Here is a 23,324-nt window from a genome sequence, read left to right on the forward strand (position 1 = left end):
GGCGTTGCGGCCGCATAAAGTTGAACAGTCGGTAACGGGTTAAATCCGTTGCTTGTTGGGATATTAAGCATGTGTAGCGCAACATATTCAGTGCTGCGCATAAGCTTGAGGGCTAACGATCAAGCCTTTGGCGGCACATAGCCTTCGGGCATTTCGTTGTTACCTTCGAACAAAAACTTGGTTCTTTCTTCGGCTAAAAATGCTCTGGCTTTCGGGTCAAAGCTGGCCAGTTTTCCTTCATTAATCAGCATGGTTTGCTTGGCCAGCCATTCCTTCCAGGCTTGTTTGGATACTTTTTCAAATATTTCCTGACCTTTAGGGCCTGGAAAAGGCGGCGTATCCAGGCCTTCGGCTTCTATCCCCAATTTTACGCATTTAACCATTCTAGTCATTTTATTCCCGTATGTGATTGTTGCAACAACAGCTTAACCGGTGCGGCTAAGCCTAGTTTATTAAGCTGCTCGGTTTTATACCAGACAGTTTGATTAGCTTCCATCACAAAATTTATAGGGTTATCGGATTGAACAAGCAACGGGGTGTAATCCAGATGATAATGGGAAAAGGTGTGGCGCTTGGTTGCCAGTGTTTGCTGGTCGACAATATGAATATTTTTGCTTAAGCACCAGTCATGTGCCGCTTCAATACTGTCGAATTCCGGCAGGCTCCATAAGCCGCCCCAGATTCCGGTTGGCGGTCTTTTTTCCAATAATATTCGGTTATCGGAATTGCTCAGCATTAAAAAGGTCAGTTGCTTGATCGGCAAGACCTTGGCAGGTTTGGGTGTGGGAAATGCCGAACTATTACCGGCAAGTCTGGCTAAACAATCGGCATTAAGCGGGCAGGCGGTACAAGCAGGTTTGCTGCGGGTGCAAACAGTTGCGCCCAAGTCCATCATGGCCTGAGTGTAATCCGCGACGCGGATTACAGGTGTCAGTTTGGCGCTGATGGCCCACAATTCCTTGTTGACGGCGCTGTTGCCCGGCCAGCCGGAAACAGCTCTGAACCGGGTTAATACCCTTTTAACATTGCCATCAAGAATCGGGTGGCTTTTATTAAAGGCGATGCTCAATATGGCTCCCGCCGTGGACAGGCCTATGCCGGGTAATGCAATGAGTTCATCCTGCGTATCGGGAAAACGATCCTGTGCGGCAATAAGTTGTGCGGTTTTATGCAGGTTACGGGCACGAGCGTAGTAGCCAAGCCCTGACCATAGATGCAGAACTTCATCAACAGGTGCGTTGGCCAAACTTGTAATATCCGGGAATTTTTCAATAAAAGTGTTGAAATAAGGAATAACGGTTGCAACCTGGGTTTGTTGCAACATGGTCTCGGAGAGCCAAACACGGTAGGGCGTAAGGTCTTTTTGCCAAGGCAGGTCTTTACGGCCGTGTTGATCAAACCAGGCGAGGATGTTGTGTTGAAAAGCGGATGGGCTCATTGGGGCGGATAAGGTTTATGTGTGGGGACCGGAAGGTCGCTGCTATTTTAAAAACTTTTTTAGCAAATCGCCAAGGCCGGGACCTATTTTTTTGTCGAGTTTATCGATTAGTTTTTCAACCTTGGCTTTGTTCTTATCGGTTAATAATGAAGCTATGTCTATCGTATAAGACGGTTCGCTGAGGGTCCCGGCAATATTAATGGCTATAGCGCCTTTAACTTGTTCAGGCTCAGGGGCTGCCAGGTCTGAATCAAGCAGCTTGGCGTCTATCTTATAGTCCAGTGCTTCAGAGTTCAGGTTTACATTGCCCTTGCCGTCGACACGTAATTTGGAGGACTTGGCAACAAGGTCGTTATTCTGGATCAGGCCGTTAGTGATCGTGGCCGTACCGCTCATTTCTGAAAATAGCGTTTGATCATTTTTACTATCTGAGAGCAAAGCGGAACCTTTAATCAGCGCCTTGCCTTCATCAATGATTTTTTGCAGATTAAAACCTTTTACCACGCCGTCCTTAAACAAGAAACTTAACTGGCCGTTCAGCGATGTTTTTAATTCATCTGCTTTGTGCCCTTGTCCTTGCAGTTGTGCAGATGCGTTAACAATGCCGCTGATTTTGGCCTCGCCCCGGTAATCTTTCAGTAAAGGTTCGATTTGTACACGGTCAATTTTTTCGGTTACTGCCAGTTTCGGTTTGTCGCCATGCGCATCCATATTCAGATTACCGGAATAGCTGCCTTGGTAAAATTGTTTGACCGATTGTTGTGTGGTAATGACGCCGTTTTTGCCGTTCAGGTTTATGCGAATGTCCTGCATTGCCAGATCGTTGACTTTAAGTTTGCCGAGCGATACTGTGCCGTCGGCATTAAGTTTTCTCAATGTTTCAACAGGCAAAGCGGAAAGGCCGGTCGCCAATAAAACGGCGGGGCTGGCGATAGGTTTGGATGATTTATCGGCTGGGGATAAATAGCGATCGACATCAAGCGCATCAATGTTCAAGTTGAAACTGATAATCGACTGGGCGAAATCTTTAATATTGATAGCCCCTTTAATTTGGGTATCGTCCAGTGTTAAAACCAGATTTTGCAGATCAGCCGAATCGGTAGTTGCGGTCAAGTCAAAGTTGGCGGACAGTTTGCTCAGTGTAGTGGAATCCTGCATGACGGGCACGGCGATAGCCAGTTGCTGCATAACTTTGGCGGGACTGAATGGCGCAATGGAAATAGGACCTTGAAAAGAGGGTTTATCTTTAATAGAGGTGCCGTTCATTTCAACAGCGGTGATCATCACGTCACCCGATTTTAGCTGCAATCCGGAAATCTTAGCCGTTTGATTGCTCATATCCAGCGCTATATCGGCGATAGTTAATGCTGTGGTTAATGATTTGCCGGGAACGGTTTCCCCTGATGATGTAATTTGCAGATCGCTATGGCGTAGTGCAAAAGTATCGAGTTTTTCATTAGCGCTTAATTCGGTGTTTAATTTGATGGTTTGGGTTAATTTAGACGCGTTATCCAAAGCTATCATGGAAACAGCAATGCCAACCGACTTATCAAAAGTGAATTTATCGGTGCTTAGGTTAAAGTCTTTTATTTCGATATGTTTTTCGGTTTTCAGGTCGTCCCAGTTAATCTGGGCATTTTCAATAACAATACCGCCGATGATAAGAGTCATCGGTGTCGAGGATGTTACCGGCTGTTCATCCGGTTTGCCGACGACAGCGGCAGGTGCTGGGGCTTGGGTGGTTAGATCATCCCAGTTGCTGATGCCCTGTTTGTTCCTGGCAAGATTTAAAATCGGGTTTTTTAAGACAATGCGGCTAATTTCTACTTTCTTCGATAACAGCGGTAGCAACAGCACTTGTACATTACTTTCTTCAATGGTTGTAAAGGGACGGTCTTGAAATCCCGCCGCATTGCTCAGTGCAATTTTTCCTGTTGAAATGCCGAGCCAAGGCAACAGCGAGAGTTTTAAGTCACCGTCCAGTGTCAGCTCCCGGCCGGTTTTTTCCTTAACGGCGGCGGCAATGTCAGGCTTAAAATCATTGGGATCGATAACGAATGGCAGGATGCAGGCCACGGCTATCAGCAGCAAAATCATTGCAGCAATTGTCGATAAGATGATTTTGAGCGGTTTTCCCATAATATTCTCCTTGCGTAAAAAATGTAATGACGATCAATTATGGAATATGATTATCTACTTATAACAGCTGTTGCCAGTTAAACGCTAATTGGGTAGAGTTTAAATTACTGTCGGTTCATTATAATTAAAAATGAGGTGGGAAAATGTTGCATTTGGCTAGATTTGCTGCAGTTGCAGTGCTTGTATGGTTTTATATGACCGCAAAGGAAAAGGGCGAGCCGCCTATTAACTGGGCTATCACAGGATTGATCGGTTATTGGATTGCTTGGTGGGCGGTGAAGCTGACGGTGGTTTCCGCTTTATCGGGAATGTTTGCTAAAAATCCTACAGGCACTTTTTTGCTTGTGCAGATACCTGCTCTATGTGCAATCGGTGCGGCCTTTTTAATCAGAAAGAAATTATTGGCGGACGCTGCTGAAAAAGAATAAACAGACCAGATAATACGTAGTCACTGTTTTTAAACAGGGATTAAATTTCCCGTTTTTGAGATTAATAAAAATTAATAAAGGATAGCGCTGTAAAGCTTGCGTTGAGAGGGTGGAGCGGCGTTTTCTTTGATTCTAACGAAAGGACAAATTAATGTGAAACTTAGGTACCGAAGCTGATTTTTCCATCAATAAGCCGAAAAACAGTTTTTCCTCGCTCTTCGTGGGCCTTCCATACCTGATTGCCGATCCGGATTTCAACACCATTACAGATGTTTCGCTCCACAACAATCTTGGCATATTCCGCAAACGATATTTCAGCGAGAAGGTTTTCCTTATCCGCTTGGCACTGGGCAATTTGGGTCGTTAAATTAGCTAAAGTACGGTGCGCCTTGTCTAGCAATCCGTTCTTGTCTTTTTCAGGATTGTTTTCTAGGAAGGTGATAATCTTTTTTATATCGTCCTGATTTTTTTCATTCGCCTCAATTTCACGTTTAATACTGCTCAGTTGTTCCTGAGTATGTGGATTTAAGCCAGCCTGAATATAGGTTTTGATGCCGGCATCAGAGCCGATTGAGACCGCTTGTACCAGCATCATTGCACGGGCACTACCACCGATGATGAGTCCTTTTTTGGCTCCGGGTTTTCCAACTAAAATTTGATTCATTGCCGTCAATTGATTGTTCATGGAATATTCTTCAATGACGATGCTGGTGCCGGCTTCAATAGTGACATATTTGGCGAAGCGGGCACTCACCGAACCTTTACAGGAAATTTTTCCTCCCATTGACATCGTCGAGGCGCCACTCGCATCACGGTTACCAATCACGCCACCTTTGATACTGATATTTCCACCGGCTTCAATTTCCGAAGCTTCGACGGTTCCGCCGATAAAGATGTCGTTTAATGCGTAAACCTTCATCCCTTCCATGACATCACCCAAGATATTAATCGTACCGTCGAAGCTTAAGTTTCCGGACGAGATATTCACCTGCGGCACGGTAATAGTGGGTGACACCATAACGCCATTGGGAATCAGCAGTGGTTGGCCTATGATCGTTGACACCAACAAGTCCTTGTCATCAGGATCAAACATGGAGCCTTTCAGCTCCGAGGTAAAAGGCGTGTTTTGACTGGGCTTGGGCATCAGTATTTGTCCAAGGATATTTTTCCCTTTTTTGCCTTCAGTCGGTAAGGTGCGACGCATCAGTGGATCGCCTTGTTTTACCAGAATAAGATTCCCAAGATCACGAAAATCAGCGATACCGTGTTCATTTATTTGAGGGCGCCGTTCTTGCATTTCAGGCACCAGGCTGTGGAACTGTGCATCAAGGCCCGGCACGGCCGGAATGCCTTGGGCAATGACGAAATCTGTGACTTGACCTTTTTTGAGGACGGTTTCGAGTTCAGCGGTTGTGACGAGACCGCTGATGATGCCTTTTTCTTTAAGGGATTGACGAATTTGCTCAAAGGTGACCGGAGAGCCGCCATACGCGGGAGTCATAGTGAGCCAAGCAGTCATTTTATCATCGGAGACTTTGATGATGAATTCGCCATCACGGCGTTCACCGATTTCCAGTATAAAACCGGCATTGCTATTGTTGTACGTCTGTACTAAGCGCGATAACGCTTTTTCATCCAGGAACAGCTCAGATAGGTTCTGGCGAGCCAGCATTTCCTTTACCGCAGCTGCATCCAGAGTAGTCTTACTTCCACCTGGTTCATGTACAGCAAGTAGTTTGTTGTCCCCGTCCAGTCTGAATGTAAGTGCATCTTCATGTGTCACTTCGATCACTATTTGCTCCTCAGACAAAACGCGTAACGCTACTGGATATTAAAATGGTTTGCATAATTTAAAGTTAAAAATGTGGAGCAGATCACAGTTTTTTGAAAAACAAAACGCTAGGTCGCTCAAAGCAGTGGAAAGGAGATAGATGTAGATATTGTTATTCTAAGTCGAGAATAACAAAAATCAATAAATTAAGAGCCAGAGATGGCGCCGTGCATACCATATATTAATAGTTGAACTGCAAGAAAATTCGGGAGAGCCGGTGTAAGCACAATACTGCTGGGTGTCGGCATAGGCCGGATACAGCCTCGGATTAACGCAATGAGCAAACCTTTACGAATATCGTGGAAATTTTTCACACTGTCCAAAAGCGTCTGAACAAAAACAGGAAACATCAGCGGCAACAAGCAACCAATGTGAAGTTGACAGCTTTCCCTACTCTTTGTGTTCGCGTACCATTTGGCCCACTTGGAATAGTTTCATCTATTGTAAAGTAAAAACCAGTTATGCCCAGATCGCGTGGTTACCGGTACCTCCAATCAAATTCCATTGTATAAGGTCGAAAAAAGACCCAGCCGATTTCGTTGTTTTCAGTTATATCTTGTTTCATTTTTTGATTATGTTGAAAATAGCGGCACATTTTAGAGTGAAACCAAAGATAGCTATGAACCTAAAAAAACGCCTGGAAATTTTTGATCGACTGGCTGTCGCCATACCTGAACCGACTACGGAACTGCATTACACCAGCACTTTTGAATTATTAATTGCAGTCGTTTTATCAGCGCAGGCGACCGATAAAGGCGTTAACAAGGCTACCGCCAAATTATTTCCCGTCGCCAATACGCCTAGCGATATTTTGGCATTGGGCGAAGTAGGTTTGAAAGAATACATCAAGACCATTGGACTATTTAACAGCAAGGCTACCCATATCATCTCGCTGTGTAGACAGTTGCTTGATAAACATGCGGGGCAGGTGCCTGAAACACGGAAAGACTTGGAGGCACTGGCAGGAGTCGGCAGAAAAACCGCCAATGTCATATTGAATACCGCTTTTGGACAACATGCGATTGCGGTGGATACCCATATTTTCAGGGTTGCAAATCGTACCGGTATTGCGCCCGGTAAAAATGTACTGGAAGTAGAGCGTAAACTGGATAAATGGGTGCCTAAAAAGCATAAGAAAGATGCGCATCATTTACTGATTCTGCATGGCCGTTACACTTGTATCGCCAGAAAGCCACGTTGCCAGAGCTGTGTTATTGAAGATTTGTGCGAGTATGAGCACAAAACCGGTCATCAAGACGACTATGCGACAACGGCGACCAGACCGGTAATCTGATTGGGTTTTATAAGGAAGAAGGATATTCATATTATATTCGGTTGATTTTGATATGATAAGCGGTATTCGATGCGTTTTCCCGGCTTAACAGCCGGGAACGAATTGAAGCTCGAAGTTTTTATCTCAACACTCTGGAGTCAACATGAAAAAAACTAATAAAACACCTCTAGCTGCTGCAATGGGAGCTGCTTTTTTGTCTACTTTTGCTGCAACTGCCGTTAATGCCGAAGTTAACCCTTTTGGAATGACTGAACTATCGACCGGTTACATGCAAGTTGCTGCTGCGGATAAAGCGGCTGAAATGGCTTGCGGCGCGGCAATGGGCGGCATGGACAAGCATAAAGCGGCGGAAGGCGCATGTGCAGGCAATAAAAAACCTGATGCCGCTAAAGCGACCGAAGGAAAGTGTGGCGAAAGCAAATGCGGCGCTATGATGCAAGACGGTAAAATGAAGCCGGGTATGGAAATGGCTTGCGGTGCGATGATGAAAGGCAAAGAAGGCTCATGCGGCAATATGTCTAAAGAGCCTGCCGGCAAAGCCAAATAAATCTAAGACGGTTATTTCCCGGTTTAGTATAAGGAGAGCATGATCATCATGCTCTCCAATTCTCCTCAAATTACAGCAAGGTGTTCTTATGGACACAACCCAAAATCTCGTTCACGGCGCCGGATTAGGTCTTAGGCGGTCATTTTTAAGTCAGATTGTTGAATCGCCCCCCAAAGATGTCGGCTTTTACGAAGTCGCGCCGGAAAATTGGATCACCATTGGTGGGAAATTAGGTAAACAATTTCGTGCAATGACCGAGCGCTTTGATTTTGTCTGCCACGGCCTATCATTATCGATAGGCAGCACCGATCCGCTGGATGAAAAATTCGTAAGTGAAGTTAAACAGTTCATGGCCGAACATCAAATCAAGTTTTACAGCGAACATTTAAGCTATTGTAGCAAAGACGGGCATTTATACGACCTGATGCCGATTCCGTTTACCTCCGAAGCGGTTGCTCATGTTGCCGGGCGGATCAAGCGCGTCCAGGATATTCTGGAGCACAAGATAGCCATCGAAAATGTGTCCTACTATGCCGCCCCCGGCCAGGAAATGGCGGAGATCGATTTTTTCAATGCGGTTATCGAAGAAGCGGACTGCGATGTGCTGATCGATATCAATAATATTTACGTGAACAGCGTTAACCACGGTTACGATGCCGAAGCTTTTTTAAAAGCGATGCCCGCGCACCGTATCGCTTATGCGCATATCGCTGGGCATTATGTCGAAGCTGAAGATTTTCTGGTCGACACCCACGGCGCTGAGGTGATTGATCCGGTCTGGAAATTGTTGGGTAAAGCTTATGAACTTTACGGCGTGTTTCCGACGCTATTGGAACGGGACTTTAACATCCCTGCAATGGAAGAATTAATTCAAGAAGTGAACACCATCAGCGCGATACAAACCGCCTGGGAAAAACAACATGCCCAGCAATTTGCATGAGGCCGGTATGAAAGTCGACTTTAAAGCCAAACAGCTTGAGTTTGCATCATACATACGGGACCCAGAAAATAATCCGCCGCCTGCTGATGTCCAGCCGCAACGCATGGCGATGTATCGCGAGCTGTTTTTTAATAATATCGATAGTTTTTTGTCGGCCAATTTTCCGGTGTTGCGGACCATTTTGGATGATCGGCAATGGTTCGAGTTGGGGCAGGATTTTTTCTCCAAGCATGCCAGTCAATCGCCGCATTTTTCGGAAATCCCGGAAGAGTTTCTGGATTACCTGCAAAACGAGCGGGATAGCTCGGCTGATTTTCCGTTTATGCTGGAGTTGGCGCATTACGAATGGGTGGAAATGGCTTTATCTATCGCCAAGGAAACTGTACCCGCCAATCAGAAAAGCGTGGATACCCTGCTAAACCAACACATTCGGCTCTCGCCTTTGGCTTGGCCGCTAGCCTATCAATATCCGGTTCAGAAAATATCGCCCGCTTTTTTACCTGAAACAGCGCCGGAACAAGCCACGTTTTTGATTGTTTATCGCGATCAGGATGACGAGGTTAATTTTATAGAAATTACTCCGATTACCTACCGGCTGTTGCAAATAATTCAGGAGCAAGAAGAGGTGGTGACAACGGATTGTCTAAAGCAGGTTACCGAGGAATTGAATCATCCCAATCCTGAAATGATTAGAGCAGGCGGCTTGCAGATTCTAAAAGAGCTGGCTGAAAAGACTATTATTTCTGTTGCTTGAGTCTGAATTTCCGTTTGAGTTGAAGGCACCTCGGTTGTTAGTGCCTTCGTGGTCATAGGTTTTAGGCTGGTGCTTATAGCGCAAGCCAATCAGTTATCTTACTGCGGCGCTCTGGAAAAATCCGGTCCTTTAGGATGGGCGTTTTGTTGCAGGCAGTGATAAGCTGCATTCTCGTACTTGATGACTAAAGACTGGGCATTTTTGTGTTCACCGATAAATTTTTCAGCTTCATCAGCAGTCAAATCTTTCATCAAAAATTTGGCTATGCACATGCAAGGCGTCGCATAGCGTACTTTATCGAATTCTTTATTGGTTGAGTTTTTCAGTTCCCGTTGTACACACTGATCGGCAAAATCATGTTCAAACTTGTGCTTTTGTATATCGGTTACTTCACCATCGTGGGAGTGATCGAATGGATTATGCACAACGTTAGCCGCTGCCGGTTTCGCGGCTGCAACTTTCTCTTCATCATCCGAGCAGCCGGTAACGGCTAGTGCGATAACCATGCTGGTCAAGGCAGCAAAAAAGAAATTCTTGGTAAAGGTAGGCGTTTTCATAAGTTTAAATCGTAAATAGTTTCAGAATTTAATAGTAAGGTTAATCAAACTTTATCATTTTATTAAGACTCGTTCTACTGATCTTCGTCGTTCAATCAAGATGTTTACAAATAGCGCTACTCGTTACATGCCTGTTTTCGTTATCATGAGGCTTTTCATTGATGACTTTCCCCCATGTCTTTTTTAAAAAATCTCGAATCCGAATTTGCGGCGCTACCTGATGAGTTAAGAACAACAGTAATCGGTTCGCTGACAAAATGGGACGAGCGGGTTACGGAACTGAAGCTCAATATTACTCAAACGCCGGAGTTGAGCGAGGCTATTGTCAAGGTCTGGTGTTCCAGTCTGTTTATTGCCGAAAGCTGTATCCGTAAGCCTGAGTTATTAGTCGACTTAGTCAATTCCGGCGATTTATCAGCTATATATGAAAAAAACAGCTATGTTGAGAAACTGGCGCATACGCCGGTTGAATCGCAAGCCGAGTTAATGACGAAACTGCGCGACTTCCGGCGTAGGGAAATGGTCAGGATAGCCTGGCGGGATTTGGCAGGATGGGTCGAATTATCCGAAACGCTGACCGATTTATCGCATCTGGCCGATGCCTGCATTCAATACGCGCTGGATTTTCTTTACCAAGAAGCCTGTGAGCTACGCGGAACGCCATTATTATTCGATGGCAGCCCGCAGCAAATCGTAGTGCTGGGCATGGGCAAGTTGGGCGCGTATGAGCTGAATTATTCGTCCGACATCGATCTGATTTTTGCCTACGCAGAAGACGGCGTGTTGCCGGACAGGAAAGAAACGACTTACGGCGAGTTCTTTACCAAGCTGTGCCGCAACCTGATCAAAGTGCTGGATGAAATCACCGTGGATGGCTTCGTATTTCGCACCGATATACGCTTAAGGCCTTATGGCGATAGCGGTCCTATCATCATGACTTTCGACGGCATGGAAAATTATTACCAGACCCAAGCCAGGGAATGGGAACGTTATGCGATGATCAAGGTACGCCAAGTCGCAGGCGATTTTAAAGTAGGCGCGCAACTGATGGCTATGTTCAGGCCTTTTGTGTATCGGCGTTATCTCGATTACGGCGCGTTTGAAGAATTGCGCTCGCTAAAAGCTCAGATCACCCAGGAATTGCGCCGTAAAGACCGCATGGAAAACATCAAGCTTGGGCCCGGCGGCATACGCGAAATCGAGTTTATCGGACAGGCGTTTCAATTGATCCGCGGAGGCAACGACAAAGCCTTGCAAACCCGGCCCATTCTGGATGTGTTGCAGCTGCTGGGCGAGCGGAAGTTATTAGCGCAAGAAGATGCCGATCAATTAAAACAGTCTTATCGATTTTTACGTCGGGTGGAAAACCATATCCAACAATATCAAGACCAGCAAACCCACGATTTACCGAAAGATCCGTCCGTGCAACGGATACTGGCGTATTCGCTGGATTATCCGGACTGGGTAAGTTTTAAGCAGGAGCTGGATAAAGTAAGAACGCAGGTGCATGGCGTCTTCGACCAGGTTTTTTCACTATCGAAACAGGATAGCGCAAACCAGGATAGTCAAAAGGTTTGGGCTTGCGTGGCAGATGATTCGGAGTTGATGAATTATTTGAAAGGCTGCGGTATTCAGGATGCTGCCGCAACACTCACCACGATAAAAAATTTTAAGAATTCCATAGCGGTTAAAAGATTAACAGCCAAAGGCGCGGGCGTGCTTGACCGATTAATGCCGCAACTGATAGATGCGATGCAGCAAGTTGATAACCCGGATGAAACCCTGATGCGGATACTCGGCTTGTTTGAAGCGGTAGCCGGCCGGAATGTGTATTTATCGTTATTATCTGAAAATCCCGGCGCCTTGCTGCAGCTGATCAGGCTGTCATCCGCCAGTCCGTGGATTTGCGATTATTTATCGCTGTATCCGGTGTTATTCGATGAATTGCTGGATACCCGCTCTCTTTATGAGCCGTTAAAAAAAACCGATCTTGACGAACAACTTAAGGTATTGCTGGCTCAAGTCGAGATTCAGGACCTAGAGCAATTGATGGTTGTGTTGCGCCAGTTTAAACAATTGAATGTGTTACGGGTGGCCGCTGCCGATATTATGGGTGCAATTCCGCTGATGGTGGTCAGCGACTATCTGACCTATATTGCCGAAAGCATAGTCGGCCATGTTGTCGAGCGCACCTGGCTGATGCTGACCGACAAGCATGGTTTTCCGCCGGATACCGATCATGCCGCGATAGGCTTTGCGGTGATCGGTTTTGGTAAGCTGGGCGGTATCGAGCTGGGTTACGGCTCCGACCTGGATCTGGTGTTTTTGTACGATTGCAAGGATGGCAATGTGATGACGAACGGTAACAAGCCGATTTCCTGCTCCCAGTTTTACGGTCGATTGGGCCTGAAAGTCAGGCATATTCTCGATACCAAGCTACTGTCCGGTGTACTTTACGAAGTGGATATGCGTTTACGCCCCAATGGCGATTCCGGATTATTGGTCAGCCATATTAACGCTTATGAAGACTACCTGAAAAACCAGGCCTGGACCTGGGAATTACAAGCGCTGGTCAGAGGCCGTTTTATCGCCGGCGATCCACAGCTGAAAGAACAGTACGAAGCCATTCGCAGCCGGATTTTGAGTTTGCCCAGGGATACGGAAAACTTAAAAAAAGAAGTCCGCGAGATGCGCGAAAAAATGCGCGAGGCGTTGGCAACCAAAGATAAAGACAAGTTTGACTTAAAACAAAGCAAAGGCGGTATTGCGGATATTGAGTTTATAGTACAATTTGGCATTTTAGACCAAGCGGCTAAGAATGTAGCGTTAACAACCTACACGGATAATATTAGGCTGCTTGAAGGCCTTCAACAGCAGGGATTTATGTCCAAAGCCGACACTGAAACACTTAAAGCCGCTTACTGTACTTATCGGGATTTCGGTCATAAACAGGTTTTACAAGGGGATCAGGCTGTTATCGATGAGGCTGAGGTCGCCGAAATGAGCGCTCAAATCGAACAGATTTGGCATGATTATATGGAGTAGAGGCGTTGTGTTTCTACATCCAGGATTATCGAGTTACGCTAATCCGAATTACCTATTAAACAAACACTAATGTTGGAGAATAAATGATGACAATGGACGATAGAGACGGCGTTATTTGGCTGGACGGACAATGGGTTGAGTGGCGCGAAGCTAAAGTCCATGTGTTGACGCATACTTTGCACTACGGTTTGGGTGTGTTTGAAGGCATAAGAGCTTATCATGCGGAAAAAGGCACCGCGATTTTTAAAATGCAAGATCATACCGATCGCCTGTTCCGTTCTGCGCATATCATGAATATGAAAATGCCTTACGGCAAAGACGAGCTGAATCAAGTTCAGCGCGATGCGGTTGCCAAGAACAATCTGGACAGCGCCTATATTCGCAGCATGTGTTTTTTAGGCTCCGAAGGCATGGGCTTGAGAGCTGACAACCTGAAAGTGCATGTCATGGTTGCCGCATGGTCGTGGGGCGCCTATCTAGGTGCGGAAAGTATCGAGCAAGGCATTCGTATCCGTACCTCGTCTTATACCCGCAACCATCACAACAGCACCATGTGCAAAGCCAAAGCCAACGGCAACTACATCAATTCCATTCTGGCGTTACAAGAAGCGCGCGCCAATGGTTACGATGAAGCGTTGATGCTGGATCATGAAGGTTTCGCGGCGGAAGGCAGCGCCGAAAACCTGTTCATCGTGCGCAACGGTAAAATTTACACGCCGGAAACCACTTCGGCATTGGAAGGCATTACCCGCGATACGGTCATGACCATTGCCAGAGAGCAAGGTTATGAAGTGATTGAAAAACGCATTACCCGCGATGAGATTTATGTTGCCGATGAAGCGTTCTTTACCGGTTCTGCGGCTGAAGTGACACCGATCAGGGAACTGGATAACCGCGAAATCGGTTCCGGCAGCCGTGGCCCAATTACCGAGCAATTGCAATCATTGTATTTCGACTATGTACATGGACGCAGAGACGACCATGCCGATTGGTTGACTTACGTTGCTTGAGTGTTTTTGAAAAATATTTAACCACGAAGACACGAAGAAAGAGCTATAAAACTTCGTGTCCTTCGTGGTTTAAAAAATATAGTATGTAAGGCCTTGAAAAAATATCACAAAATTCTAGTCGTCGGCCCCTCCTGGGTCGGCGATATGGTGATGGCGCAAAGCCTGTTTATCGCCCTGAAAAATACCCACCCGGATTGCCAAATTGACGTGTTGGCTCCGGCATGGACATTGTCCTTGCTGGAAAGAATGCCCGAAGTGAGCAAAGCTATTGTCATGCCGCTGCCGCGCGGCAAGTTCGGCTTAATCGAGCGAATCAAACTGGGCCTAAGCCTGCGCTCGAAAGGCTACAACCAAGCCATCCTGTTGCCGAACTCCTGGAAGTCCGCAATCCCGGCTTTCTTTGCCAATATTCCCGTCCGTACCGGCTACATAGGCGAATGCCGCTGGGGTTTGCTGAACGATGCCAGAAAATTGGATAAAAACCTGCTGACCATGACCGTGCAGCGTTTCGTTGCATTAGGTTTGTCTGTTGATGCGCCTATGCCGCCGACATGCCCAAAGCCCGCGCTAACGATAAGTAAAGATCGGCAACAGGCTGTCATCGATAAATTCCAACTGATGCCAACACCTGCCGCGCCGGTTCCCGACCGGCTTGCGGCATACACTCCATCCATGGAGATAAAAATCCTGGCCCTATGTCCCGGCGCTGAATACGGTCCGGCCAAGCGCTGGCCCACCGAGTATTACGCCGAAGTCGCCCGGCATAAAATCGATCAAGGCTGGCAGGTCTGGCTGTTCGGTTCCGATAAGGATAAAGCCGACGCCGCACAAATCAACCGCGAAGCTTCCGGCTTTTGTACCGATTTTACCGGTCGAACCTCATTAGCCGAGGCGGTGGATTTAATGTCTCTGGCTAATACCGTAGTGAGCAATGATTCCGGCCTGATGCATGTCGCCGCCGCGTTGGATAAAAAAGTCATCGCAATTTACGGCTCGTCGAATCCCGGCTTTACGCCGCCGTTGAATGACAAAGCCCGGATTATTTCGTTGAATCTCGATTGTGCACCCTGCTTCAAGCGCGAATGCCCGCTAGGCCATACTCATTGCCTGACCGGCATCACGCCGGATCAAGTGCTTGAACATATAACGCTTACCCAATCAGGGCGTAAGTGAAAGTTGCGATCGTAAAACTCTCGGCGCTGGGAGACATCGTCCATGCGATGGTCGCGCTTCAATTCATCAAGGCGCGTTACCCGGAAATCCGGATCGACTGGATCGTTGAACAACGCTTCGCTGACGTCTTAAAACACAATCCCGACATCGATAACATCCTGACGGTCAACCTGAAAGCCTTAAAAACCAACAAGTCCGGGATATTTGCGCAGCTTAAAGAAATCCACAGCTATGCAAGCAACAACTATGATCTGGTTATCGACGCCCAAGGGCTGATCAAATCGGCTGCCACAGCCAAATTAGTCGGAAAGCGCATTGCCGGGTTCGATGCCGATTCTATCCGTGAAAAAGCCGCATCATGGTTTTATGACATCAAAGTCGCCTGTGCTTACGATGCCAACACCATCGACAGAAATGCGCTAATATTGTCCAGTCCGTTAGGCATCGATATCACCACAGAGCAAATTCTGGGCAAAAAGCCGTTCTTGTTTTTCAACAACGAAGATCCGCGACTATATGATTACCTATCAAAAGACCGGAACAATATTGTTCTTGTGATCGGTTCAACCTGGGACAGCCGCAACTATCCGGCCGCCAAGTTTGTAAAAATAGCGGAGGCGTTGCAGCAAAACTGCCTGGTTATCTGGGGTAGCGATAAGGAGAAAGTCACAGCAGAATGGATGGCGACGCAATCAGACCTGATCAAAGTCACGCCTAAGCTGGATTTGAACAGCCTGAAAGCACTGATAGCCAAAGCCGATTTACTGATCGGTAACGACACCGGCCCGACCCACATGGCCTGGGGGCTAAACCGCCCGTCAATCACCATTTTCGGCCCAACCCCGGTCAGCCGCGTTTACCAGACCGCCATCAACAAAGTGGTTAAGTCCGCTTCAATTGTTAATCCGTATAAGCTTAACAAACAGGATTATTCGATTAAAGATATTGATGAGCGGGAGATTATTGAGCAGGCGAAATTTTTATTAGCACTGTGTGTGATTTAAAGAGCAGGATTTGCATACTCGTAACTTTAAAGTGGAAATTTTAAAAATGGGGTTAAGGAGAATTAAATAATTAAACTATGTTATTTAACATAGTTTAATGCGGCATATCCCGCATTTTTTTAGGAAAACATCTCGAATTCTTTAGGAGGCCAAGGTTAATAAGGCTTTTATTGTTGGCATAGAATGTGCTTTTAACTTTGGTTATGGGTAATTCGTGATGAAATGCTCATCATTAAAAGTGCACTGTTTACAATAATAAAATGTCCTAAGGAGGGCTTATGTCAAAATCAATTACCTTTAAGAAATTGCTCACGTATTCATTGGCGACTGCAGCGATAGTCACTGTCAGTCAGGGCGCTTTTGCCCACACTCGGCTGGAAACGTCAAGTGTCCTGGAGGCTACGAAGGTTCGTAACAATGTAGTCATTGGGCACGGCTGTCCTCCCAGCACAGCCAGAAAAGCTACGATCGGTACCAGCGTGGTGTTTCCGAATGCGGTCAGTTATACCCCTGTGATAGGGGTGGATTCGACCAGTGGCGGAAAAGGCACAGCCAAAGTCTATACCACCAACCCAGCTTCCACTTATTATTCACCATTGTCCGGCATCGGTGGGGCAATCAATGGCGGCAATCCCTGGGAAAATAGCAATATTAAAGCTGATACTTTAGGCAATAAAGATGGATTCTGGGCGGGCGGTAAAGCTTACGATCAAACTATCTCAACTAATATCACCGTTCCTTTCTACTCTGCTGCCGTCACTATTGCACCGACATCATGTGCACGTACCGTAACGTTCGAGCTGGCTATTGCCGATTTTTGCTCTGTTGCGGTACCAAGCACTACAGCTAAGGATGAGGAAGTCCTCTATTGGTCTCCTATCCCTAATTTTACCGGCGTACCCGGACAACCTTTTGGCGCGCCTACCGCTAATCTTACCAGCACCAATCTCCCCGGAGGCATCCCTGTCGGGCCAAGCTATTCCAATTATGATGGCTATGCCGACGCTGCTCACACCATTGCAGGCGACGGATGGGGTTCTCCGGCTACGCTGAAAGTAACTAGAACGAGTGCACTGCCGGCAGGCTGTACGGGTAACGGAGGCTTAGGCGATGATGTGTATGTTTATCCGTCTGCCGCACAAATTAATGCTGAGCTACCTGTTTGGTCAGGCGCAAAACAAGATGGTACTAATATCTGGAAATAATTCTTGATAAATTTTTGCTACTCTTGTCCATGCAGGTTGGGTTTGTAGCGGGCTATATGATTACGGCGCTGTTGTAAGTTAAGGTGCCGTAATTATTACTTGTTTACGGCGATGAACATCGCCGTAAACTTTTTATTAAGCAATGTAATACAATTAGCTATTTTGTATTTTTCAAACAAATAGAAAGTAAGGTTATGACGTCCTGTTTTGAGACCGGACAGATAAGTTTTCAAGATAATTTAACCTTGCATGGATGGTTGTTTTGCAAATCAACATCCGGGTTGTTTATACCCAAAAGAGCATGAAGCATATGTGGAAAATGATAATACCGCATTTGTGCTTCATGCTCTTTTGGGTATTTTGATAAGGGGCATTTTCTTATTCACGAAACTACACAATCGCGGATAGGTTATGAGTTTCGGGAGGAATGAGCGTGATTGCAATCAGACCCTGGATAATCAGTACATTTTTAGTGATATCCGGAGCCGCGTTGTCAGCGGTAAACGGCAGTAATTCCGAGAGTTCGTATATCCGGTTGGTTATGACTAAAGATGCAGGAGCCGAATTGCAACTGGAGGTAAGGCAGGCATCATTGCCGCAAGTACTCGACAGCATTGTGAGAAAAACCGGCGTCAGGATAAACTATTCAGTTTTACCTGATGGTTTAGTGACCGCAATTTGTGTGGGGTCAACAGTAAAACGGATCGTGGAGTGCTTACTGGACCGTAAAGCGGATCTTGTTTTTCGATACTCAAGGCAGCCTTCCAAGGCTGATCCTCATGGAACGCCCGAAGAAGTTTGGGTGCTTGGAGCAAAGTTTGTAGCAGAGCAGGCGAATTCCATCGTTTGTCCGTCGGAAGGAACCGGGCAGCAACTACAGATTATGGCAATGGCCGTAAAACCCGAAGCGGAACCGGACGAAACCGATGAGCTAGTGAAAATGGCAAGCTCAAAAATTCCTGCCGAACGTGCTGAAGCTATCGGACGCCTGATGGTGGGTGGACGAGAAGGTGATATTGCTGTCAGACAAACATTGGAAACGGCGCTTTCAGATCCTGATGCCAGAGTAAGAGTGCGGGCTATATCCAGTTTAGCGCATCGCGAAGCCGCAATGGTGATGGCACCAGTGTTGCTAGAAGCGTTGCGCGACAAGGATGTTTCGGTACGGCTAACGGCGGTTGATAACGCGGGAGGAGATGTAGCGTTGCTTCAGCAGGCGCTCAAGGATAGCGACGCGACGGTGCGACAATTGGCAGGAATAAGGCTGGAGCCTTTATTAAAAACAGGCAGCGCCGAGTAATTACTGTCGGTAAATTAAGCAATAATCTGCCTGTTTTTGCTGGATGAGCTGATGAGTGGAATATGCAAAAGCAAACAATAAAGAAACAGGGCAGTTATATTTGGAGAGTTAATGTTTTTTGAATCAAAAGAGCCGGATTTGGCAGTTTTTGAGCTGACAAATTTCAACAGCGGTTTCCACTTTCTCTTGTCAATGAGAAACGAGTCCGTACCGGCATAATAAAAACTAAATTTCCCTTTCCGGACGATATGGACAGGGCAAGAGATTATTTAAGGTTAATTTTAGCTAGTACGCTAGCGAAACGAGGATATTTTCATGAAAAATACATTTTTTAAAAACGCTTTTATAAGCGCATCGCTTTTGGTAGCGGTAGGATACGCGAATTTTGCACTGGCCCATAATGCGGGAGGACCCATAGACGCTGGCAGCAATAATGCAAGCGCAACCGATCTTGCCGCAGTGAGTTGTTTTGACGATGGCAGCGGAACGCCATCCCGTCTTTTTGCCCAGATTAAAGATATGTCCGCTCCGATACCCGGATTATTGACGAGCTTTCATATATATAAAGGGACGCAAATGACAACTACCACCGATACCGTTTCAGGGGACGCAAACTATAGTGCGGGTGTGTCTTTAAATGGTGGTCCCGGAACTTACTACATATCCGTCTCAAAAACCGATGCCGGTGTGCGAATCTTCGATATCATTTACCATTGCCTGACTAGTGCCGGTGATCATACAGGTACGGATATTTCCGTCTTTCAAGTCCAATAATGGTCGCCCTTGATTGCAATCAATCAAGGGCTGTTCAAACAGCAAAAAATTTATCTGCACGGTTCCATTTAACCATTTATCAATAAATTCATATATGAACCAGCGAATATTAGTTTTACTTTTCGCCGCACTGACGGTTACTCCAATTCGTACGATAATAGCGGCAGAGGTTGGCGGCAATGCGCCTGATTGCCTTTTATCGTCAATGAATGGCGAGCAATCGTATAGCCTGAAACAATTTCACGATAAAGTGCTTTATGTGGATTTCTGGGCATCCTGGTGTCCTCCCTGCGCGAAATCCTTTCCATTCCTGAACGATCTGAATCGCGACCTCAAAGATAGCGGGCTGCAGGTTATAGGTATTAACCTGGATCAGGAACCCGAGGATGCCAAGGCATTTCTTGCCAAATATCCGGCAAACTTTTCTGTGGCGAGCGATATAAACGAGAAGTGTGCCAGAGACTTAGATGTCAAGGCCATGCCAACTGCCTACTTGGTCGATAGGCATGGCGTTATTCGTCATATACATTTTGGTTTCCGGCCCGGAGAGGCTAAGGCGCTTCGCGTTCTTGCAGAACAGTTGTTGGCGGAGAAGTCCGGGCAGGAATAAGCGAAGCTATATGCAAAAAGGCACACCGACCTTGATAATGAAGATAATTAACAAAATTTTAAAAATCGGATCGTTTGCCTTTATTGCAATAGGATCAATTTTTGCGGGTCATCTTTTATCCTCTTAGCTACCCGGCATATGCAATATGACTTATAAGCTAAAGACCTTGCGACAAAAAAGAAGTGGTAAACATCAGATGATGAGGAACAACAAATGAAGACAACTTACGCGCTGGCGACGTTACTATTCGCTTTGGTCGTCTGTGCTTCGGGTTGTGCTCCAGTAGCGCCGTGGCAACGGGGCAAGCTGGCCAAGCCACAGATGTCTCTCGATCCTTATCCAATACAGAGTACATTTCACGCCCATATATACAACAGTCGCGAAGCTGCTTCAGGCAGTAGCTCCGCTGGCGGGGGTGGCTGTGGCTGTTACTAAATCCACATCAAGAAAATTTTTTGCAGAAAACATGGGCAGTTCGTTACTTACGACTGCTTATAGACGCTTTATCGGCCGTCTGTTAATCGGCAGGAGCAAACCGAAACCGACAACATCAGCAAGTGCGTCATTGCAGGCGCTGACCGCCGCCGCTTTATCTTTGCCTGGATTGATGTCTTCACCGGTTCATGCTGCCGAAGAAGAGGCCGGGTTTTCATATGGATATTACCAGGAAAGTAACCGTAATCTTTTCGGAGTAAAGAGCCGATTTAAACCCATTGAAGTAAATAGCCTTCTGGGCAGTTCGAAAATCAAGCTGTCGGATCGAGTGAAATTTGCATTCAACTACACTAAAGACACCTGGAGCGGAGCTTCGCCGATTGCGACTGCACCGTTATCTTTTGGCGGTAATAAAGAGGGAGGGGTGATTTCGGGAGCAACGCCCTTTTTACAAAACAATAATGTAGTATTCGATAGACAACTTAACCCGCTCATACGGAATCCTTTAACCAATACATACGTTAAGGACACCCAATTAGTGCATACGATTTCCTCGGCCTCGCCGGAGACACGCAATCAAGGCGATTTCAAGTTGAGTTACGAGTGGAATGAAGCTGTGCTGGATGTTGGCGGCGGCATTTCCGTAGAAAACGATTATGAATCCCGATTTGGCAACCTGGCCGGGCGCTGGGACTTGAACCGGAAGCTGACCAGCTTGAATTTGGGTTTGAGTTACACCAACAGCGATACTCGCGCGATACTTGATCACGATGCCACTCCTTATATTTGGGATACAAGCGGAGGTTTTAACGTTCACAATATCACCTCGAACAGCAGCCAGATTACAAAGCAGGGAGGAAATACCATCCTGAAGGGTAATCGACAGGATTGGGGGACAGTTTTTGGCGTAACCCAAGTAGTGAATGAGCACGCGCAAATTGAAGCGAGCGTAGGATATACCCGCAGCTCCGGTTATATGGCAAATCCTTATAAAACAGTGGAGGCCGCATTCGTTAATCCTTTGCAAACCGGCGACGTATTAAGCGGGGTTGCTATCGGCTTACTTGAAAAACGGCCTGATATGCGTAATCAATGGACTGAAAATTTGCGTTACGTTCAACACATTGACGGTCTGGATGCGGCGTTACATTTTGATTACCGGTTTTTTCACGATGACTGGGGAATCAATGCCCATACTTTCGAAGCGGATTGGGTCCAGCCGTTGGGCAACAACTGGACTATTACACCGAAGGTGCGCTATTACTCCCAATCGGCTGCCGATTTTTATACCCCGTATATCGTATCCACTCAAGCCCTTATTCACAACGTCGTAGATGCGAGCGGGAGACCTGTTTTGGTTTCAGCTGATCATCCCAATAATGGACAAGTTTATTTTCGCGATCAGTATTTTAATTTAATTGATGCGAAAGGTAATATTGTCGATGAAACGATAGTCAACCCGATTAATAAAACTGCCCCGTTTGACGCCGGCAAGCTTCCAGCCAATTATTCCAGCGATCAACGTCTTTCAGGATTCGGTGCTTTAAGCGGAGGCATCACATTAAGCAAGCAATTCGCCAAAGGTATTACCTTGGAGGCTAGCGCCGAATACTATACTCATGCCGGCTCATTGAAACTGGGTGGCGGCGGCGAAGGTTCTTATGCGGATTACAACTCTTATATGGTCAATGGGGTTTTGAAGGTCGATTTATCGACACTTTCCATGGCCGGTAGTGGCCATGGCGAGCATAGCCATCATGGACACCACGGCAGCCATGCGCCGGCCGGCGTCATGTTCGATCATATGCTGGATAAGTCCGGCGATGTCATGGTCGGCGCCCGCTACATGCGCGCTTCTCAGGGCGGCAGCATGCTTCACGGTTTGAATGACGTCAGCGATCAAGCCATCGTAAACAATGGCTGTGAAGGCAATCCATGCTTTGATACGTCGAGCGGGATGAACATGAACATGATCATGCTCGACCTGATGTATGCTCCTACCGACTGGTTAACATTGATGTTGATGCCTCAATTCGTCGATATGAATATGACCACAAGAGTACTGAACGGAGCGCCAACGGCAACTTTCGATCAGCAAGCATTGATCGATCATCACACCTTGCATGAGCACACGACGGGCGGCATCGGCGATACCGGTATGTATGCGATGGTCAAGCTATTCGATGAAGCCGATCATCATTTGCATGCAACCTTAGGGCTCAGCGCCCCGACCGGCGATGTAGGCGTCAAGTTCAGGGATACTCATCGAATCGATGTCGGCTTTCAGCATTACGGTATGCAACTGGGCAGCGGTACCTGGGATTTCAAGCCGAGCATCACTTACACGGGAAAGATGGATAAGTATTCCTGGGGGGCACAGTTCAACACCACTGTGCGTCTTGAAAATAAAAATGAATCGGGCTTTGCTTTTGGCAATATATTTCAGTCTACCGCGTGGGGTAGCTACAGTCTGCTGGATTGGCTCTCGGCTTCAGTGCGAGGCGTTTACACCGTCCAAGGTTCGGTTAGTGGCGCATACAACGGCACATTCAATCGATTGGGACCGTTGGATTATGCATCCAACTACGGCGGGCGTTTTTGGGATGTCGGATTTGGTCTCAACGCTTTTGTGCCGACAGGCGATTTGCAGGGCAATAATCTGAGTTTCGAATGGCTCCAGCCCGTAAGTAACGATGTCAATGGTTACCAGCTACCCAGTAGTGGCGCGCTTTCGGCTACTTGGAGTTATGCATTTTAATATGCAATTTAGTATCCTTGAGTCTATTGAATGCTGAAAAAAGCGGTTAAACATGACAAAGTTCTTATAAAACAGGATCGTT

At 46.6% G+C, this 23,324-nt stretch carries 20 protein-coding genes; 15 read left to right on the forward strand and 5 right to left on the reverse strand.

The window, feature by feature from the left end; translation table 11 throughout:
- Positions 1-119 precede the first annotated feature (119 nt).
- The 3 genes from V7051_RS07275 to V7051_RS07285 are packed head-to-tail and all read right to left on the reverse strand — an operon-like array spanning position 120 to position 3,577.
- Complete coding sequence (locus V7051_RS07275; protein ID WP_333874279.1) at positions 120-392, reverse strand: oxidative damage protection protein; 273 nt, start codon at positions 390-392, stop codon at positions 120-122.
- On the reverse strand, positions 389-1,438 hold the full coding sequence (gene mutY, locus V7051_RS07280; RefSeq protein WP_333874280.1) for an A/G-specific adenine glycosylase: 1,050 nt from the start codon (positions 1,436-1,438) through the stop codon (positions 389-391). The genes V7051_RS07275 and mutY overlap by 4 nt, the downstream gene beginning before the upstream one ends.
- A gap of 42 nt (positions 1,439-1,480) precedes the next feature.
- Positions 1,481-3,577, reverse strand: a complete 2,097-nt coding sequence (locus tag V7051_RS07285; protein ID WP_333874281.1) for an AsmA family protein — start codon at positions 3,575-3,577, stop codon at positions 1,481-1,483.
- Between the two features lie 143 nt (positions 3,578-3,720).
- On the opposite strand from V7051_RS07285, the gene V7051_RS07290 reads away from it, so the two are divergent.
- The gene (locus V7051_RS07290) at positions 3,721-4,005 is read left to right on the forward strand and encodes a hypothetical protein (protein ID WP_333874282.1); all 285 of its coding nucleotides are present in this window, start codon (positions 3,721-3,723) and stop codon (positions 4,003-4,005) included.
- 160 nt (positions 4,006-4,165) lie between these two features.
- On the opposite strand, the gene V7051_RS07295 is transcribed toward V7051_RS07290, so the two are convergent.
- Positions 4,166-5,797 (reverse strand): DUF342 domain-containing protein, encoded by a 1,632-nt coding sequence (locus V7051_RS07295; protein WP_333874283.1) that lies wholly within the window; start codon positions 5,795-5,797, stop codon positions 4,166-4,168.
- Positions 5,798-6,455: 658 nt separating this feature from the next.
- Here V7051_RS07295 and nth point away from each other — a divergent pair.
- The 4 genes from nth to V7051_RS07315 all read left to right on the forward strand — a co-directional run bounded on the left by nth (position 6,456) and on the right by V7051_RS07315 (position 9,371).
- Entirely contained in the window at positions 6,456-7,130 is a 675-nt protein-coding gene (gene nth, locus V7051_RS07300) for an endonuclease III (protein ID WP_333874284.1), read from the forward strand.
- A gap of 142 nt (positions 7,131-7,272) precedes the next feature.
- Positions 7,273-7,677, forward strand: coding sequence for an HvfA family oxazolone/thioamide-modified RiPP metallophore (locus tag V7051_RS07305; RefSeq protein ID WP_333874285.1), 405 nt, complete (start codon positions 7,273-7,275; stop codon positions 7,675-7,677).
- Positions 7,678-7,765: 88 nt separating this feature from the next.
- Positions 7,766-8,617 (forward strand): HvfB family MNIO-type RiPP peptide maturase, encoded by an 852-nt coding sequence (locus tag V7051_RS07310; protein ID WP_333874286.1) that lies wholly within the window; start codon positions 7,766-7,768, stop codon positions 8,615-8,617.
- Positions 8,598-9,371 (forward strand): HvfC family RiPP maturation protein, encoded by a 774-nt coding sequence (locus V7051_RS07315; protein ID WP_333874287.1) that lies wholly within the window; start codon positions 8,598-8,600, stop codon positions 9,369-9,371. The genes V7051_RS07310 and V7051_RS07315 overlap by 20 nt, the downstream gene beginning before the upstream one ends.
- A 98-nt stretch (positions 9,372-9,469) precedes the next feature.
- Here V7051_RS07315 and V7051_RS07320 read toward each other — a convergent pair whose 3' ends face one another.
- Positions 9,470-9,928, reverse strand: a complete 459-nt coding sequence (locus V7051_RS07320; RefSeq protein ID WP_333874288.1) for a hypothetical protein — start codon at positions 9,926-9,928, stop codon at positions 9,470-9,472.
- A 174-nt stretch (positions 9,929-10,102) separates the two neighbouring features.
- On the opposite strand from V7051_RS07320, the gene glnE reads away from it, so the two are divergent.
- The 10 genes from glnE (at position 10,103) to V7051_RS07370 (ending at position 23,242) form a co-directional block, all read left to right on the forward strand.
- Positions 10,103-12,973: a bifunctional [glutamate--ammonia ligase]-adenylyl-L-tyrosine phosphorylase/[glutamate--ammonia-ligase] adenylyltransferase gene (glnE, locus tag V7051_RS07325; RefSeq protein WP_333874289.1), complete on the forward strand. Its 2,871-nt coding sequence runs from the start codon at positions 10,103-10,105 to the stop codon at positions 12,971-12,973.
- Positions 12,974-13,059: 86 nt separating this feature from the next.
- Positions 13,060-13,983 (forward strand): branched-chain amino acid transaminase, encoded by a 924-nt coding sequence (locus V7051_RS07330; RefSeq protein WP_333874328.1) that lies wholly within the window; start codon positions 13,060-13,062, stop codon positions 13,981-13,983.
- Positions 13,984-14,127: 144 nt separating this feature from the next.
- Positions 14,128-15,156 (forward strand): lipopolysaccharide heptosyltransferase II, encoded by a 1,029-nt coding sequence (waaF, locus tag V7051_RS07335; RefSeq protein WP_442919636.1) that lies wholly within the window; start codon positions 14,128-14,130, stop codon positions 15,154-15,156.
- A complete protein-coding gene (waaC, locus tag V7051_RS07340; protein ID WP_333874291.1) occupies positions 15,153-16,160 on the forward strand; it encodes a lipopolysaccharide heptosyltransferase I in 1,008 nt (335 codons plus the stop codon). Before waaF ends, waaC begins: the two co-directional genes overlap by 4 nt.
- Before the next feature lie 278 nt (positions 16,161-16,438).
- Entirely contained in the window at positions 16,439-17,365 is a 927-nt protein-coding gene (locus V7051_RS07345; RefSeq protein WP_333874292.1) for a hypothetical protein, read from the forward strand.
- A 433-nt stretch (positions 17,366-17,798) separates the two neighbouring features.
- Positions 17,799-18,665: a HEAT repeat domain-containing protein gene (locus V7051_RS07350; protein ID WP_333874293.1), complete on the forward strand. Its 867-nt coding sequence runs from the start codon at positions 17,799-17,801 to the stop codon at positions 18,663-18,665.
- A gap of 315 nt (positions 18,666-18,980) precedes the next feature.
- A complete protein-coding gene (locus V7051_RS07355) occupies positions 18,981-19,439 on the forward strand; it encodes a hypothetical protein (RefSeq protein ID WP_333874294.1) in 459 nt (152 codons plus the stop codon).
- Positions 19,440-19,533: 94 nt separating this feature from the next.
- Complete coding sequence (locus tag V7051_RS07360) at positions 19,534-20,049, forward strand: TlpA family protein disulfide reductase (protein ID WP_333874295.1); 516 nt, start codon at positions 19,534-19,536, stop codon at positions 20,047-20,049.
- A gap of 213 nt (positions 20,050-20,262) precedes the next feature.
- The gene (locus V7051_RS07365; RefSeq protein ID WP_334181130.1) at positions 20,263-20,484 is read left to right on the forward strand and encodes a DUF4266 domain-containing protein; all 222 of its coding nucleotides are present in this window, start codon (positions 20,263-20,265) and stop codon (positions 20,482-20,484) included.
- A complete protein-coding gene (locus V7051_RS07370) occupies positions 20,471-23,242 on the forward strand; it encodes a DUF3570 domain-containing protein (RefSeq protein ID WP_333874296.1) in 2,772 nt (923 codons plus the stop codon). The genes V7051_RS07365 and V7051_RS07370 overlap by 14 nt, the downstream gene beginning before the upstream one ends.
- Positions 23,243-23,324 lie beyond the last annotated feature (82 nt).

It is taken from the genome of Methylobacter sp., assembly GCF_036845245.1.
Classification (GTDB): domain Bacteria; phylum Pseudomonadota; class Gammaproteobacteria; order Methylococcales; family Methylomonadaceae; genus Methylobacter_A.

Excerpts from the sequence above, each read along its gene's own strand:
- V7051_RS07275 (WP_333874279.1), bottom strand. The coding sequence starts at position 392 with ATGACTAGAATGGTTAAATGCGTAAAATTGGGGATAGAAGCCGAAGGC.
- mutY (WP_333874280.1), bottom strand. The coding sequence starts at position 1,438 with ATGAGCCCATCCGCTTTTCAACACAACATCCTCGCCTGGTTTGATCAA.
- V7051_RS07285 (WP_333874281.1), bottom strand. The coding sequence starts at position 3,577 with ATGGGAAAACCGCTCAAAATCATCTTATCGACAATTGCTGCAATGATT.
- V7051_RS07290 (WP_333874282.1), top strand. The coding sequence starts at position 3,721 with ATGTTGCATTTGGCTAGATTTGCTGCAGTTGCAGTGCTTGTATGGTTT.
- nth (WP_333874284.1), top strand. The coding sequence starts at position 6,456 with ATGAACCTAAAAAAACGCCTGGAAATTTTTGATCGACTGGCTGTCGCC.
- V7051_RS07305 (WP_333874285.1), top strand. The coding sequence starts at position 7,273 with ATGAAAAAAACTAATAAAACACCTCTAGCTGCTGCAATGGGAGCTGCT.
- V7051_RS07310 (WP_333874286.1), top strand. The coding sequence starts at position 7,766 with ATGGACACAACCCAAAATCTCGTTCACGGCGCCGGATTAGGTCTTAGG.
- V7051_RS07315 (WP_333874287.1), top strand. The coding sequence starts at position 8,598 with ATGCCCAGCAATTTGCATGAGGCCGGTATGAAAGTCGACTTTAAAGCC.
- V7051_RS07320 (WP_333874288.1), bottom strand. The coding sequence starts at position 9,928 with ATGAAAACGCCTACCTTTACCAAGAATTTCTTTTTTGCTGCCTTGACC.
- glnE (WP_333874289.1), top strand. The coding sequence starts at position 10,103 with ATGTCTTTTTTAAAAAATCTCGAATCCGAATTTGCGGCGCTACCTGAT.
- V7051_RS07330 (WP_333874328.1), top strand. The coding sequence starts at position 13,060 with ATGACAATGGACGATAGAGACGGCGTTATTTGGCTGGACGGACAATGG.
- waaF (WP_442919636.1), top strand. The coding sequence starts at position 14,128 with ATGGTGATGGCGCAAAGCCTGTTTATCGCCCTGAAAAATACCCACCCG.
- V7051_RS07345 (WP_333874292.1), top strand. The coding sequence starts at position 16,439 with ATGTCAAAATCAATTACCTTTAAGAAATTGCTCACGTATTCATTGGCG.
- V7051_RS07355 (WP_333874294.1), top strand. The coding sequence starts at position 18,981 with ATGAAAAATACATTTTTTAAAAACGCTTTTATAAGCGCATCGCTTTTG.
- V7051_RS07360 (WP_333874295.1), top strand. The coding sequence starts at position 19,534 with ATGAACCAGCGAATATTAGTTTTACTTTTCGCCGCACTGACGGTTACT.
- V7051_RS07365 (WP_334181130.1), top strand. The coding sequence starts at position 20,263 with ATGAAGACAACTTACGCGCTGGCGACGTTACTATTCGCTTTGGTCGTC.